This window comes from Stenotrophomonas sp. STEN063, assembly GCF_056854515.1.
Genome location: NZ_JBXFWF010000037.1, coordinates 1 through 15,963 on the forward strand (window position 1 = coordinate 1; position 15,963 = coordinate 15,963).

Below are 15,963 nucleotides of genomic sequence, written 5' to 3' on the forward strand. Positions count from 1 at the left end.
GCGCAAGGGAGGGAGCGAAGCACGTGACCTGTCAGCCCCCCGTGCACGCCGCTTTTGCCCCCTCCCTTGCGCAACGCGCAGGGGAGGGTTGGGGAGGGGTGCCCTTTGCTGGTAGCGAACCTTTGAAGCAAAGCCCACTTCCAGCTTTCACCATGCGCAAGGCGGCCCCTGCGCTTGCCTGCGCTGCGCAGTGGGTGCTAGAAGAGTTCACACAGGTTCGGCCCGTAGCAGCGTGGCAGACGAACACGGCGATCGCAGTGGCCCGCGGCGCTACGATTCATTTCGAGGGCATGCCGCACCATGCTGGGACGCGAACACGACATAGCAGTGAACCCCGACGCCTGCCCTGTGCAGGCCAAGCGTGGCCTGCTGCAGGCACTGGACCTGCATTCGCTGTGGCGCGCCTGCGTGGATCTGATCAACCAACACCTGCCCTGCCACTCGTGCACCTTGATGTACGACATCAACGGTACCTACCAACCACAGCGCAGCCTGCATTTCCTCGGTGCCAGTGCGGCTGGCAGCGCACGCCCGCTGCGCAGCCTTGAGGTTGCCGCACCCTATCTGCAGCGCAACCCGCGCGTCGACTGGTACACGCTGTCGCAGATCGCTTCCACCGACGCGCAGGCCCGGCTGCGGCTACGCGCGCAGAATCCCGCGCCCGGCTGGAACGAATTCATCCACATGGCGTTCTGGCGCGGTGAAGGCCTGGAGGCGGTGTTGAGCATCCGCATGCAGGCCGGCCAAGAGCAGATCACCGACGCCCACCAGCAGTTCCTCGGCGAACTGCATCAGCTGATGGCCGCTGGCCTGCAGCGCGTGCGTTCGATGCGGCATGAACGTCGCAGCATCTACCAGGCGCTGCTCGACCGACAAAGCCAAGCCGACATCATCCTCGACCATGAGCTGCACCTGATCAGCCTGTCGCCTGCCGCGCAGCTGTTGTGCGCGGGCTGGCTGGACGAAGCCGGCAAGCGCCTGCGCTTCCCCGACAGCGTGGCTTCGGCATTGCGCGGCTGGCTGCACCAGGCGAGCCAGGTCGGCGATGCTGAGCTTCCACGGGAAGCGTTGGACCTGCCGGCGGCACAGTTGCGGATCGGCCTGCAGGGTCGCTTGCAGGCGGACGGCCTCTATCCGATGTATCTGCTGCGGCTGACGCCATTGCAATCGTTGGCAACGGCGACGCCCGTGGTGACCCGGCCGATGTGGTCCAGGCTCTCGCCCACCGAAACCCGCGTCGCCGAACTGGTCCTGGATGGCATGCGCAATGACGAGATCGCCAATCACCTGCGGCGCTCGCGCAAGACCATCGAAAGCCAGATCAGCGCCATCTACCGCAAGCTCGATGTTGGCCATCGTGCGCAGCTGGTGCGCCTGCTCAGCGTCCCCGGCTGAGCAGGCGCAACAACTCAAGGCACGAACAGGAAGTAGTCATGCGCGGCACGCGCCAGCTGCGCGATTGCCGCGTCGCGGTCCTCGCTGCTGGCGCGTGATTGCACGAATACGGTGACGATGGCGTGGCCGCGTCCACCCGGCAACGTGATCACGCCAACATCGTTGATCACATCCCCAACCGTGCCAGTCTTGTGCGCCACCGGGGTTTCCTTCGGCAACATGCCTCGCAGGCGGGCGCTGCCGGTGCGGGTGTCGAGCATGATGTCCTGCAGCAGCTTGGTCGAACCTGGCTGCAGCACCTCGCCACGCCAGACCTTCTGCAACAGGGTGGCCATCGCGCGGGCAGTACTGGTGTCGCGCGGATCTTCGTTCCAGGCATTGGTGTGGCCGCGCCGCAGCTCCTCGCTGCGCTCACTGCGCGACAGCTCGGCATAGGCCGCCGGGCCCAGCGGCTTCGCTTGCGAAGCCCCATTGCCGCGATAGTTGGCCAGCAACTCCCAGATATAGCGATCCACCCGCATGCCACTGATGCCCAGTGCCTGCATGCGTGCATTCACCGCCGTGGTGCCACCGCCAAGACGGATCAGGATGTCGGTGGCGTTGTTGTCACTGACCGTGATCATCATATGCAGCAGATCACGCACGGTGATGGCCGAACCGGCGCTCAGGTGCAGGTCCATGGGCCCGCCCATTTCCGGATAGACATCATCTTGGTCCAGCGTCACCTGCTGTTGCAGCGTGAGCTTGCCTTCGTCCACCAGCTTGAGGATGTGCACGGCCACCGGCACCTTCATGGTGCTGGCCATGGGGAAGGCCCGGTCGGCATCGAGATAGACGCTGCGACCACTTTCCAGATGGACGATGGCCGCGCCGAGCTGGCCTGGCAGTTGTGCGGCAAGCCGTTGCGCTTCGACCTGCAGGCCCTGGCTGGATGGAGGTTTGGTGGCGGCCATTGCCGGCAGCAGCATGCATGCCAACAGCGGCGCGACGAACAACGCACGCGGGCGTGGACGCGATGGGGAGCAACGGCGGTGGTGCTGGTACATATGGAGTCCTCTGCAAACGGAACACTGCCGCCCATCGCTGAGCGGCAGTCATCATCCCTAGAAACGCATGCGCGCGCCAAGCGTGAAGTAACGGCCGACCACATCGTAATAAGGCGAGCCGACCGCACCCAAGGGGGACTTCTTGTCGAACAGGTTGCTGATGTCGGCGTAGACCTCGACTTCGTTGTCGCCGGCCAGCGCGAAGCGCGCCTTGCCACCCACATCCCAGTACACATAGGACGGGATGTTGCCGTTCGTCAGCACCAGCTGGTTGTTGTAGACACCGGCGGAAATGTAACGCGCCCGCGCCTGCGCACCGTAGCGGTCACCACGCCAGCCGAAGGTCGCGTTCGCACGCCAGCGTGGCACACCGGAGCCGCCGGTGAGGCCCTGCGAGGTCACGTACTCGAAGGTGTTCTTGCCGTCGTAGGTGGTGAGATTGTCGGTCCAGGTCGCCAGCACGCGGGTGTGGAAATTGCCCGACATCGCCGGGAACAACTTCGCCGCCGGCAGGGTGTAGAGCAGGTCCAGGTCGACACCGTTGGTGCGGTACTCGGCCAGGTTGACGTAGTTGGAGTTGATACGCTCGATCTCGCCGTTGCCATCGCGCTGGATGCGCCCGCACATGGCCTGGTTGCCGGCGATACAGCGCAGCACGGTTTCCTGTGCCGACACCTGGGTGATCACGTCCTTGATCTCGATGTCGAAGTAATCCACCGACATGATCAGCCCCGGCACGCCGGCCGGCGCCCAGGTGAAGCCGGCGGTCAAGGTGTCGGCCTTCTCCGGATCCAGCAACGGATTGCCGCCGCCAATCACCAGGGCGCTGATCGAGGTGCCGGTCAGTGGATCGCTGATGGTCGACCAGCCGGTGGTGCTGGTGGTGTACATCTCCGACAGGTTGGCCGAGCGGATATCGCGCGAACGGGTGAAGCGACCACGGAAACCATCAAAGAATTCGTTGGTCATGCCGTACTTCCACGACCAGATCGCGCCGGAGCTGTTGTAGTCGCTGAAGCGCGCTGCCGCATTGACCTGCAGGTCACGCAGCACCGGCATGTCGCGCAGCAGCGGTGCGGCCACTTCGGCGAAGGCTTCGCGAACCTGGAAGCTGCCGGCCATCGGCGAGGAACTCCAGGTACTGAACGACTTGGTCAGGTCCTGTGCGCCCACCTTCTGGTCGATCTGTTCCTTGCGCGCTTCCAGCCCCATCGCCACCGACACCTCACCGGCCGGCAGCGAGAACGGTTCGCCACGCAGATCCAGCCCGGCTGCATCAAGCTTGGTATTGGTCATGCGCCTGGGCGTACCGGTGACATAGGCAGCCGCCTCGGCCGAGGGTGCGCCATGGCCGATCAGGTTGATCGGCACGCAACCGGAGTTGGGGTTGGTCAGCGTCACCCGGCAGACCGGCTTGCCGCTGAGCGGATCGATCACCGCATCCACCGAATCGCGGTAGTTGCTGGTCAGCAGGAAACCTGGCGCGGCCAGATCGGACTGGTTGTCGCCGCGGCTGTAGTAGCCGCTCCAGCGCCAGTTGTCGCCGACCACGCCATCCAGCGCCGCGGTGAACTGGGTGGTGCGGCGGTCGTAATCGATATCGGGAAAGGCAAAGTCACTGTTGAAGCGACCAAGCCCAAAGCTGGTTTCGCCTGCGGCCAGCAATGCATCACGCACGGCTGTGGGCAGGAAGGCGTTGTCCACACTGATCTTCAGGCCGGTGCCACGGTTGTGGTCGCCGAACCATGGGAAGCGGTTCCAGCTGCGCGAGTGGCGGACGTCCATGGTCAGGCTGGTGTTGTCGGTGAGGTTCCACGACAACCTGCCCAACACGTTGTAGCGGCGCTGCGGCGTCATCAGCGAACTGATGTCGTCATTGCTCGGGCTTTCGCCGCCCTGGATCAGCGACGCACCGGTATAGCCCGGGAACGGCCGCAGGCTGCCATCCGGATTGAAGGCCTGCCCGGCCAGCACACCGGTGGTGATCAAGCCACCGATCGCGGCATTGCCGTAACCCACGTTGTCTTTCATCGTGAACGTGCCGTCGCCATTGGACAGCTGCGCGGTGCGGCCCAGCCATGACCGCGATGATTTGGGCAGAATGCCGTCGTTGTTCAAGGCCTCGCCGCCGATGACGATGTGGCCGCGGCCCTGTGCGATCTCGAAGCCGGTAGCGGCCGAGACGTACTGCTTCTGGTTGTCCGAGCGCGAGGACATACCGCCCTGCACGTCGATCTTTGTGCCGACCAGCTGGCTGTCCAGCTGCACGTTGACCACGCCTGCAACCGCGCCCGAGCCCCAGGCGGCGGAGGCACCGCCGGTAACCACGTCCACGCCGCTGATCAGGATCGAAGGAATACTGGCCAGGTCGTTGTCGCTGGAGAAGCGCCGCCCGTCCAGCAGCACCAGGGTGCGGCTGACGCCGAGGCCACGCAGGTCGACCGGCGCCCGTGCCGCGTCCACGCCGGTGGTATGGGTCTGCGGCGACACCGTGCCACGGAACTGCGGCAGGTCGTTGAGCGCGGCAGCGATATTGGTGTGGGTGGAGAGCTGCAGGTCCTCCGGCGTCACCTTCACCGTCGGCGTCGGCGCGTTGAAGCCCGGCCGATCGATGCGCGAGCCGGATGCGGTGACGTTGACGCTACCGATATCCACCACCTTGTCGGTGGTCTGCTCAGGTTTGGCATCGGTCGATTGGGCGAAGGCGCTGGGCAGGCTGCCGGCGATGATCAGGGCGATGCCCGTGGACAACGTGGTTCTGGCGATACGGCACGGCATACGGTTCCTCGCAGAAGGCTGGAAGTGGAACTGCTGACCTGGCAATGCGGACTCTCCCCTCTCCGCATCTTAGGAAGCCACCTTCCCGCCCCGCATCAGGGAAAACCCCGATACCAACCGCTCAAACGACAACGGCCAGCACAGGGCTGGCCGTTGTTTCAAACGTTACCAATGCTTAGTGCGACGAAGCCTTGCTCGCACCAATGCCGGTCTCGGCGCGCACTTCCTGTGCCGGGTAAGCGGCACGCTCGGCCTGTGCGTTCTTGCTCTTGTCGGTGATCGAGAAGAACCAGATGCTGACGAAGGCAATCGTCATCGAGAACAGCGCCGGGCTGGTGTACGGGAACGGCGCACTGCCGGCCGCATTGCCCAGCGTGTCCACCCATACCGACGGCGACAGCAGGGTCAGGATCAGCGACGAGGCCAGGCCCAGCGAACCACCAATCACCGCGCCGCGGGTGGTGCAGTCCTTCCACAGCAGCGACAGGATCAGCACCGGGAAGTTGGCCGAGGCGGCGATGGCGAAGGCCAGCGACACCATGAAGGCCACGTTCTGCTTCTCGAACACGATACCCAGCAGCACTGCGATCACGCCCAACGCCAGGGTGGTGACGCGCGACACACGCAGCTCCGAGCCCGGTGCCGGGTTGCCCTTCTTGAACACGGTGGCATACAGGTCATGCGACACCGCCGATGCACCGGACAGCGTCAGGCCAGCGACCACGGCCAGGATGGTGGCGAACGCCACGGCCGAGATGAAGCCCATGAACATATTGCCGCCGACGGCCTTGCCGACCAGCACGGCTGCCATGTTCGGGCCGCCCTGGATGGTACCGGTGACCGGGTCCGCATACTCCGGATTGGTCAGCACCAGCGCGATGGCACCGAAGCCGATGATGAAGATCAGGATGTAGAAGTAGCCGATCCAGGTGGTTGCCCACAGCACCGACTTGCGTGCCTGCTTTGCATCGGGAACGGTGAAGAAGCGCATCAGGATGTGCGGCAGGCCGGCGGTACCGAACATCAGTGCCATGCCGAACGAGATTGCCGAGATCGGATCCTTGACGAAGCCACCAGGCCCCATTATCGCCAAGCCGGTACTGGCCGCTTCCTCCGCACTCTTGCCGCCGTTGGCTGCGATCTGGGTCTTGACCCGCACCGCCTCGGTGAACAGCGCCTCGAAGCTGAAGTTGAAGTGCCACATCACCATCACGGCCATGAAGGTCACGCCCGACAGCAACAGGCAGGCCTTGATGATCTGCACCCAGGTGGTGGCAGTCATGCCGCCGAACAGCACGTAGACCATCATCAGCACGCCGACCAGCGCCACTGCGATCCAGTAGTCCAGGCCGAACAGCAGCTTGATCAGCGCACCGGCACCAACCATCTGTGCGATCAGGTAGAACAGCACCACGACCAGCGTGCCCGATGCCGCGAACATGCGGATGGGCTTGGCCTGGAAGCGGTAGCCGGCGACGTCGGCGAAGGTGAAGCGGCCGAGGTTACGCAGGCGTTCTGCCATCAGGAAGGTCAGGATCGGCCAACCGACGAGGAAGCCCAATGCGTAGATCAGGCCGTCGTAACCATTGGTCATCACTGCGGCGGTGATGCCGAGGAACGAGGCCGCCGACATGTAATCACCAGCGATGGCCAGACCGTTCTGGAAACCGGTGATGCCACCACCGGCGGTGTAGAAGTCGGACGCCGACTTGGTGCGGCCTGCGGCCCACTTGGTGATGCCAAGCGTGAACACCACGAAGGTCGCGAACATGATGATCGCGGTCCAGTTGGTCGGCTGGCGCACGGTCTGGCCGATGTCGCCACCGGCGGCCATGGCCGCACCACTGGCGATCAGCAGACCGAGCAGCGCGCCGGTTCGCAGGAAGGAGTGGTTCATTTCGCTTCCTCCACGATCTCTTCGGTCAACTTGTCGAATTCCTTGTTGGCACGACGCACGTAGAAGCCAGTGATGACGATGGTGAACACCATCAAACCCAAGGCGATCGGAATGCCGACCGTGGTGATCTTGCCGGCACCTATCGGGGTGGCCAGGAAGGCCTTGTCGAAGGCAATCAGGCCGATATAGCCGTAATACCCCAGCAGCATCAGGATGGTCAGGAACCAACCCAGCTTGTTGCGCGAGCTGCGCAACCGTTGGTATTTCGGGTTGGAGGCGATCCGCTCTACACGGGGATCGACGGAAGCATTCATCGGAATTCTCCAGGCGTTGGGAATACGAACGCCATGGCATGCGGAGATGCCGTGACGGTCACATGAGTGCTCCCCGTGGGGGTAGGGAGATTAGGCGTACTACATTTTCAGACGCGGTACCGGCGGCACTGCACCGCCGGCACCGGATGGGTCAGAAGCTGTACTTGGTGGTGAACTGCAGGCGGCTGATATCGCCCTTCTTGCCGTTCTCGATCTCGCGCACGCCGTACATCAACTCGGCACCGACATCGACCTTGGGCATCGGCGTGTAGAAGATGTTGCCGCGGATCGACTGCACGCTCTTGGTGACCAGGTCACCGGTGATGGACGCGTTGTTGTCGTAGTCGCTGCGTGCGTAGATCAGGTTGGTGCGCAGCTTCGGGCTGAAGGCATGGCGCCAGCCGACATAGCCGGCAACCACGCCGGTCGGATCAATCTCATCACGGATCGCGTCATAGCCGCTGTCGGCGGTGATGCCCAAGCCGATGTAGCGCGAAATGCCTTCGCCACCGGTCAGCTGGTAATGCAGGGTATCGGCATCGCCCATCAGCCACTTGCCGCCGAGGGTGATACCGCCGGCCACCTTGCTGGCATCGGCACCGGTGGTCTGGTTGTCGAGCTTGAGCTGACGCACCAGGCCGGCGACGCCGAAGGTGCCCCAGTCGCCCTTCCAACCGTAACGCACGGTCAGGTCAGGCATCGAGCCACGGTCGGAGTTGGCAACCGCCGGCACGTTCCACTTGTTGGTGACCGGGTTGAAGGTGCCGGTAAGCGTGGTGGTTTCCGGGTTTTCCAGCGCAACACTCAGGCCGCCATTGGTGTAACGGATCTGCGCCTGGCGCACGAACACCACGCCATCGGTGGGACCGACGAAGTCAGCTGCTTCCGGAATCGAGGCCGCGTCCATGAAGTTGGACCAGGTCTGGCCGGCCAACCACTTGTTCCAGTACATGTAGGCGTGGCGCAGGGTGACGCCATAGGTGTTGGTCGCGGTCTGGTTGCCCAGCGAGTTGCCGAAGAAATCCATCTCCACCATCGCGCCGGCCTTGTCGCCGTTCTCGGCGACATGGTCCACGCCCAGGTTGAAGCGCGAGAACTTAGCATGGGCGTTGTAGTCCACGTCCGAGGCCTTGCCCGAACCACCGGCGCCATGCACCGGCGTCTGGCCCGGCAGATACAGCGCGCGGCCGGTGGCATCGTCGGCCAGCTGGCCGTCGCCGGTACGGGTGGCGAGGAAATCGGCCTTGATGAAGCCACCGACCTTGAAGGTGGTGCCCGGCGCGGCGCCCGGGGTGATGCTGGTCAGCTGAATTGGCTGCTTGCCTGCCGGCACCGCCGGTGCAGCAGCACGCTCGGCCTGTGCAGTGCGCACCTGCACCACTTCACTCTGGGTCTGGGCAATCGCGCCCTGCTGTTGTTGCTGGGTGGACAACAGCAGCTGCACCTGCCGCTCAAGATCAGCAACGCGTGCTTCCAGCGCCTTCTCTTTTGCGGTCTCGGCGAAGGCCATGCCCGGCGCGACCAGCGCGACGAACAGGGCAGCGGCAAGTGGCCGGCGGGCCGTTTTCAGGATGTTTCGATTCATTGGGGCTGCCTCTCTCCAGGCTGGCGAACGGTCCGCGCCGGTTGCACGGTCGCAGCCAGCGTGCGCGGCGATGGCAGCGGCCGGCTATTCGCCATTAGTCGTAAGCAGACGTCTGTTCGACCATCGTCTAACAGAAGATGCAGCGCGAGGTGGGGTGGATGCGGCACACTTGGGGTGTCCCGGCCCTGTCCCACGACAGGGCTCATTCATTGGTTACAAGTGCAAAGGTGAGGGTTGCCATGACTGATGTATATCCCGTTGATTCCGCGTTTGCCGAGAAGGCACGGATCGACAAGAACACGTACCAGCAGCTGTACCGCGAATCGGTCGAAAACCCCGATGCGTTCTGGGCCAAGGCCGCCGAACGCCTGGACTGGTACAAGAAGCCGACCAAGATCAAGAACGTCAGCTACCAGCTCGACGATTTCCGCATCAAGTGGTTCGAGGACGGCGAACTCAATGTCAGCGTCAACTGCCTTGACCGGCAGCTGGCCACGCGCGGTGACAAGACCGCCATCCTGTTCGAGGCCGATGGCCCGGACAGCCCGGCGCAGAAGGTCACCTACCGCGAACTGCACCAGCGCGTCTGCCGCCTGGGCAATGCACTGCGCAACCTCGGCATCAAGAAGGGTGACCGAGTCACCATCTACCTGCCGATGATCGTCGATGCCGCGGTGGCGATGCTGGCCTGCGCCCGCGTCGGTGCGATCCACTCGGTGGTGTTCGGTGGCTTTGCCGCCAACTCCATCGCCGACCGCGTCGGCGACTGCGCCAGCAAGCTGATCATCACCGCCGACGAAGGCCTGCGTGGTGGCAAGAAGGTGCCGTTGAAGGCCAATGTCGATGCCGCGCTGAAGCTGCCCGGCACCAATACCGTGGAAACCGTGCTGGTCGTACGCCACACCGGTGGTGCGGTCGACATGCAGGCGCCGCGTGACCGCTGGTTCCACGATGTGGTGGACACCCAGCCGGCCGAGTGCGAACCCGAGCGCATGAACGCCGAAGATCCGCTGTTCATCCTCTACACCTCCGGCTCCACCGGCAAGCCCAAGGGCGTGCTGCACACCACCGGCGGTTACCTGCTGTACGCGGCCTACACCCATGAAGCGGTGTTCGACCTGCGCGAGGACGACATCTACTGGTGCACCGCCGACGTCGGCTGGGTCACCGGCCACAGCTACATCGTCTACGGCCCGCTGGCCAACGGCGCCACCTCGGTGATGTTCGAAGGCGTGCCGAACTACCCGAACACCTCGCGTTTCTGGGAAGTGATCGACAAGCACCAGGTCACCATCTTCTACACCGCGCCCACCGCCATCCGTGCGCTGATGCGCGATGGCGAGGAGCCGGTGAAGCGCACCTCGCGCAAGAGCCTGCGCCTGCTCGGCAGCGTCGGTGAGCCGATCAATCCGGAAGCCTGGCGCTGGTATTACGACGTGGTCGGCGATGCACGCTGCCCGATCGTGGATACCTGGTGGCAGACCGAAACCGGCGGCATCCTGATTTCGCCGCTGCCGGGTGCAACCGACCTCAAGCCTGGCTCGGCAACGCTGCCATTCTTCGGCGTGCAGCCGGCGCTGGTCAGTGCCGACGGCGAGCCGCTGGAAGGCGCCACCGAAGGCAACCTGATCATCCGCGATTCCTGGCCGGGCCAGATGCGTACCGTCTACGGTGACCACCAGCGTTTCATCGATACCTATTTCCGCACCTACCCGGGCAGCTACTTCACCGGTGACGGTTGCCGTCGCGATGAAGACGGCTATTACTGGATCACCGGTCGCGTCGATGACGTGATGAACGTGTCCGGTCACCGCATCGGCACGGCCGAGGTGGAAAGCGCGCTGGTCTCGCACCCGAAGGTGGCCGAAGCGGCCGTGGTCGGCTTCCCGCACGACATCAAGGGCCAGGGCATCTATGCCTATGTCACCCTGATTGCCGGCGAAGCGCAGACCGACGAGCTGCTCAAGGAACTGGTGGCATGGGTGCGCAAGGAAATCGGCCCGATCGCCGCACCTGATCACCTGCAGTGGGCACCGGGCCTGCCCAAGACCCGCTCGGGCAAGATCATGCGCCGCATCCTGCGCAAGATCGCCGAGAACGCGCCGGACCAGCTCGGTGACACCTCAACGCTGGCTGATCCATCGGTGGTCGCATCGCTGGTGGAAGAGCGCAAGGTCCGCTAAGCGTTACAAGCCCGGGGCACCACGGTGCCCCGGCTGTCGGTCCATGTGGAGGGCGTGGATCAGCGTCGCAGCCGGTATCCTGTTTCACCGGAAGGGCGTCACGCCCCTTACTTCAGCATTGGATCGCATATGCCTACCCTCCTCATTGCCGATGACCATCCGCTGTTCCGCGAAGCCCTCAAGGGCGCGGTGCAACGCGTCATCCCCGGCGTGCAGCTGATGGAGGCCGACAGCGTCGAAGCACTGTACGCACTGGCCGAACAACACCCCGATGCCGACCTGGTGCTGATGGACCTCAACATGCCCGGCGCACAAGGCTTCAATGCGCTGGTGCACCTGCGTTCGCTGCATCCGCAGCTGCCCATCGTGGTGGTGTCCGCACGCGAAGAAGCGACGGTGATGCGACGCGCACTGGACCATGGCGCATTTGGCTTCATTCCAAAATCCGCCGATTCGGACACCATCGGCCATGCGCTGGGCACCATCCTCGATGGCGAGCGCTGGGCACCGGCCGAGGCACATAACGTGCCCCCGACCCCGAATGAGGAACGCGAAGTCGGCCAGCGCCTGCGCGAACTGACCCCGCAACAGTTCCGCGTGCTGCAGATGCTCGGCGTGGGCCGGCTGAACAAGCAGATCGCCTATGACCTGGGCGTTTCCGAGGCCACCATCAAGGCCCACGTCACCGCCATCCTGCGCAAGCTCGGCGTCACCAACCGCACCCAGGCGGTGCTGATGGCCGGCAAGCTGGCGATCGACGACGACGCCATCGTGTTGCCGCCGGAAGAAGATTGAGTTGCTGCCGGCACTTGCCTGCGGCTGAGCGCTAAAAGCCCCCCCTCCCCAACCCTCCCCTGCGCGTTGCGCAAGGGAGGGAGCCTGGCCCCTCCCCTTTGGCGCAGCCAAGGGGGAGGTTGGGAGGGGGAGCGTTGGTTGTTGCTTCTACGCGTTGTCTGGCTTGCCCGCGAACAGCCCCCTCCCCAACCCTCCCCTGCGCGTTGCGCAAGGGAGGGAGCTGCTGCCCCTCCCCTTTGGCGTAGCCAAGGGGGAGGTTGGGAGGGGGTAGCTTTAGCTGTTGCTTTTACGCGTTGCCTGGCTTGCCCGCGAACAGCGCCCCTCCCCAACCCTCCCCAACCCTCCCCTGCGCGTTGCGCAAGGGAGGGAGCTGGAGCTCATGCCGAACGCTGCAGCTCCGGATCCGCTGCCGCCGTCGCATCGACCACGAACACTTCCGCCGCTGCGGCCAGCTCCTGCGTCTGCTCGCGCATCGCCTGCGCGGCATGCGATGAGGCGCGTGCGACCTCGCCACTCTGGCGGGTGCCTTCACCGATACGCCGCAACAGGCGCTCTACATCATCCACCGCGCTGACCTGTCGCGCCGAGCCTGCATCGATCCGCTCCAGCGCGCTGGCCACCTGCGCCACCCGACCACCAATGTCCTGCATCGCCGCTCCGCTACTGTCAGCCAGCCGCGCGCCTTCCTCCACCTGCCGCAGCGATGCGTCGATCAGGCCGCGGATCTGCTTGGACGCCTCCGCCGAGCGCTGCGCCAGCTGCCGCACCTCGTTGGCCACCACCGCGAAGCCACGCCCGTGGCTGCCGGCCCGCGCGGCCTCGACCGCAGCGTTCAGTGCCAGCAGATTGGTCTGGAACGACAGGCTGTCGACGGTGGCGACGATCTCGCGGATGTGGCGTGAGGACGCCCGCAGCTGGTCCATGCCAGTGATCGCGGCCGCCGTGGCCTGGCGCCCGCGTTCGGCCGCGTCGCTGGCCTGCGCCGACACCAGCGCGCTCTCGCGCGCACTGCCGGCATTCTCGCGCGCCTCACCGGCCACCGAACGCACCCGCTGCAACGCCTCCTGCACGTCACCCACCTGCTGTTCCACGCGCCCGGACAGATCGGCGGTGCCACTGGCCATGTCGCCCACCGCTGCCTGCACGCTGCCCGCCGACTGCTGGATGCGGGCGACGATGCCGCCGACCTGCTGCATGGCCTCCTCCAGCCCTTGCCGCAGGCGTGCGTAGATGCCCTGGCCGTCGCCGCGCATGCGCGCACTCAGGTCACCGTGGGCGAAGTGGCCGATCACCCGCGTTGCATCCCCCACCTGCGCCTGCACGCTGTCCAGCAGGGAGTTGATGCGCTCGCCCAGCTGCAGCACGAAGCCCTGCTTGTCGGCCAGCACGATGCGTCCCTGCAGGTCACCGGCGGTCGCCGCCGCGACCACCGCGGCCACTTCGTTGACGATCACCCGCTCAAGCCGTCGGTCCTGCCATTCCATCACCAGGCCAAGTACCCGATCAGCTTCCAGCACCGGGCTGGCCCGCAGCAGGAAGCCGCTGTTGCCCAGCTCCACCTCCGCATCCATCGCCACGCTCTGCTCGAAGGCGGCCCGCATGAGTGCGGCAACTGCCGGCCCGAGTTCGGCCACCTCGCTGCCCACCTCGGCCGCTCCTTCGATCCCGGCCTCGGCGAAGGCCTGCTGCAACGCCGAATTGGCATAGACCACGCGGCCTGCGGCATCCGTCACCAGCACCGCAGCGCTGGCCACGTCCAATGCCTGCCGTACCCGCTGGTTGGCACCCGCCGCCAGGCGCTCGCCGGCAATGCGCTCGCGCAGGCTGGACTGCATCTGCATCAGCGCCGCCGCCAACCGACCAATCTCGTCATGCGCGTTGCGCACCACCAATTGGCCGTCCAGATCATCGTCGGCAATGGCGCGGGCGAACGCTGCCGCGTCGGCCAGCGGCCGTTCCACCGCTCGCAACAGCAACAGCAGCAGACTGACCAGCAACAAGCCCACCACCAGCACGGTGGCAGCGAAGGCGGCATCCATCCAACGCCGCGCCGCGGCCTGTTCGTCGCGTTGCTTGGCCAGGCTGGCACGCTGTGCCTGCTGCAAGCGGGTCAGCACCGGCAAGGCCTTGGCGGCAAGGTCGTCCATCGCCTGGGTCTCGCTGTCGGCCCCGTAGCGCGCCGCTGCATAGGACAGGAATGCCTCCTGGTAGCGCTGCATCGCATCGCGCACCTGCTGCTTGCTGCCGTCCGGCATGCGCGCTGCCTGCAGCAGCAGCTCGAAGGGCATCACCTGCGCACCCAGTTCGTCCGCGTATTTCTGCTCACGGCGCAGGATGAAGTCCTTCTCGTAGCGGCGCATGGTCAACATCGACACCTGCAACGCTGCATCGGGATGCTCGCCGATCAGGTTCTCCACTTCGTGCACGGCGTTGCGCAGCTGGCCCTGCATGCCGCTGTCGGCATCGTGGCCAAGTTCGGTGATGCGCTGATCCAGTGCCTGACCGGACTGGACATATTCAAGCAGCGGCGCGCGCAATGCCTGCTCCCAAGCAGCGCCCTTCCTGTCCGTGGCCAGCAGCTCCTGCAGGCGGCCATTGGCGCCCACAAACGCCTGCCCGGCGACGGCCGAGAACGACATGGCATACTCGGCCTGGGCGCGGCGCGCCTCGGCAAACGCAGCCACCAGCGCCTCCAACTGCGCCGCATCCTGCTGGTAACTCTGCAGCCGCTGGTCGGCACCGCGCATGCCAACACTGAGCCAGGCATAGGCCGAGCCGATGACGAGCAGGCCGACCACCAGCGCCAGCAGGCTCAGACGCAGTTTCTGGGCGATACCAAGGGGGAACTTCATGCCGCACTCCGGGCGTAGAGATGCCTCGAAATCGGCCGCATATCAGGTTTCTTGAGTGCTGATTTGCAGGAAACTCCCGCGCTGCGCCAGCCGTGCGCGCGTATCAGGCCATGCATCCATGACAGTGATGTTTCAATCCCGCAGCCAGGCTGGCATCCCGGGCTGTCCGTTCAGATTCGGAGGCCATGCTAGAATCCGCGCTCCCTTGGGGAGTAGCCTGCTTCCAGCATTGGAAGCGCCCACATCAACATACTCGGCCAGTGCGCCGTGGTGTGGGCAGCCAGACCCGGTTGGCGAGACCAGCGGCATGCGTGCGCAACTACGGTTGGGCGCGACGCATGCCGTTTGCGTCCGCCCGACCCGGTAGTCCTGATGTCCCCCATTTCCATTGTTCTGATCGGTTTCGCCATGTCCACCGACGCCTTCGCCGCAGCGGTCGGCAAGGGCGCAGCCATGCGCAAGCCGCGCCTGCTTGATGCACTGCGCGCAGGCTTGATCTTCGGCGTCATCGAGGCAATCACGCCGATCATCGGCTGGTTGCTGGGCCGCGCTGCCTCGCAGTATGTGCAGGCCTTCGATCACTGGATCGCGTTCGGTCTGCTGGGGGTACTCGGTGCACACATGATCATCGCTGGCCTGAAGCCTGATGATGAAAGTGAAGCCGACAACGACGACGAAGCAGGCGAGCAGCACAAGAGTTTCTGGACGCTTGCCGTAACCGGCTTCGCCACCAGCATCGATGCGATGGCGATCGGCGTCGGCCTGGCCTTCCTTGACGTGCATATCGGCGTGGTGGCGCTGGTGATCGGCCTGTGCACGATGATCATGGTGACCATCGGCATCATGCTCGGCCGCGCCCTGGGCGCGGTGGTTGGCAAGCGTGCGGAAATCGTTGGCGGCGTGATCCTGATCATCATCGGCTGCGCAATCCTGTACGAGCATCTGACGGCTGCGGCCGCAGCTGTGGGAGCGGCATGAGCCGCGAAGCCAGCGCACCACCTGTAGAGCGCAGCCATGCTGCGCTGGGGCATTGCCGGTAGAGCTTCTGCCGAGCATGGCTCGGCACTACAGAAACCTAGCCCCTCTCCCGATCACCGGAGAGGAGTTGGGGTGAGGGC

Annotated in this window: 10 protein-coding genes and 1 riboswitch; of the genes, 4 read left to right on the forward strand and 6 right to left on the reverse strand. The window is 65.0% G+C overall.

All coding sequences use genetic code 11. The features are described from left to right. Positions 1-300 precede the first annotated feature (300 nt). The gene (locus tag AC1VWL_RS11350; RefSeq protein ID WP_482986752.1) at positions 301-1,395 is read left to right on the forward strand and encodes a helix-turn-helix transcriptional regulator; all 1,095 of its coding nucleotides are present in this window, start codon (positions 301-303) and stop codon (positions 1,393-1,395) included. Between the two features lie 14 nt (positions 1,396-1,409). Here AC1VWL_RS11350 and bla read toward each other — a convergent pair whose 3' ends face one another. From bla to AC1VWL_RS11375, 5 genes are all read right to left on the reverse strand, one after another. Beyond that, positions 1,410-2,441 carry a class A beta-lactamase gene (bla, locus tag AC1VWL_RS11355; protein ID WP_482986753.1) on the reverse strand — a complete coding sequence of 344 codons (1,032 nt, stop codon included), beginning with the start codon at positions 2,439-2,441 and terminating at the stop codon, positions 1,410-1,412. A 57-nt stretch (positions 2,442-2,498) separates the two neighbouring features. Beyond that, complete coding sequence (locus AC1VWL_RS11360) at positions 2,499-5,219, reverse strand: TonB-dependent receptor domain-containing protein (RefSeq protein ID WP_482986754.1); 2,721 nt, start codon at positions 5,217-5,219, stop codon at positions 2,499-2,501. A 175-nt stretch (positions 5,220-5,394) separates the two neighbouring features. Continuing rightward, positions 5,395-7,116 carry a cation acetate symporter gene (locus tag AC1VWL_RS11365; RefSeq protein WP_303748236.1) on the reverse strand — a complete coding sequence of 574 codons (1,722 nt, stop codon included), beginning with the start codon at positions 7,114-7,116 and terminating at the stop codon, positions 5,395-5,397. Continuing rightward, positions 7,113-7,430 carry a DUF485 domain-containing protein gene (locus AC1VWL_RS11370; RefSeq protein WP_303748235.1) on the reverse strand — a complete coding sequence of 106 codons (318 nt, stop codon included), beginning with the start codon at positions 7,428-7,430 and terminating at the stop codon, positions 7,113-7,115. Before AC1VWL_RS11370 ends, AC1VWL_RS11365 begins: the two co-directional genes overlap by 4 nt. 151 nt (positions 7,431-7,581) lie before the next feature. After that, the gene (locus AC1VWL_RS11375) at positions 7,582-9,015 is read right to left on the reverse strand and encodes a DcaP family trimeric outer membrane transporter (protein WP_481534295.1); all 1,434 of its coding nucleotides are present in this window, start codon (positions 9,013-9,015) and stop codon (positions 7,582-7,584) included. 239 nt (positions 9,016-9,254) lie between these two features. Between AC1VWL_RS11375 and acs the strand changes: the two genes are divergently transcribed. Then, positions 9,255-11,198, forward strand: coding sequence for an acetate--CoA ligase (acs, locus tag AC1VWL_RS11380; protein ID WP_282267499.1), 1,944 nt, complete (start codon positions 9,255-9,257; stop codon positions 11,196-11,198). 129 nt (positions 11,199-11,327) lie between these two features. Continuing rightward, positions 11,328-11,993: a response regulator transcription factor gene (locus tag AC1VWL_RS11385; protein ID WP_057629262.1), complete on the forward strand. Its 666-nt coding sequence runs from the start codon at positions 11,328-11,330 to the stop codon at positions 11,991-11,993. 377 nt (positions 11,994-12,370) lie between these two features. On the opposite strand, the gene AC1VWL_RS11390 is transcribed toward AC1VWL_RS11385, so the two are convergent. Continuing rightward, complete coding sequence (locus AC1VWL_RS11390) at positions 12,371-14,845, reverse strand: methyl-accepting chemotaxis protein (protein ID WP_482986755.1); 2,475 nt, start codon at positions 14,843-14,845, stop codon at positions 12,371-12,373. Between the two features lie 200 nt (positions 14,846-15,045). Further along, a riboswitch (yybP-ykoY riboswitch) is annotated at positions 15,046-15,207 on the forward strand. A 10-nt stretch (positions 15,208-15,217) separates the two neighbouring features. On the opposite strand from AC1VWL_RS11390, the gene AC1VWL_RS11395 reads away from it, so the two are divergent. Beyond that, positions 15,218-15,823, forward strand: coding sequence for a manganese efflux pump MntP (locus tag AC1VWL_RS11395; RefSeq protein WP_482986756.1), 606 nt, complete (start codon positions 15,218-15,220; stop codon positions 15,821-15,823). Positions 15,824-15,963 lie beyond the last annotated feature (140 nt).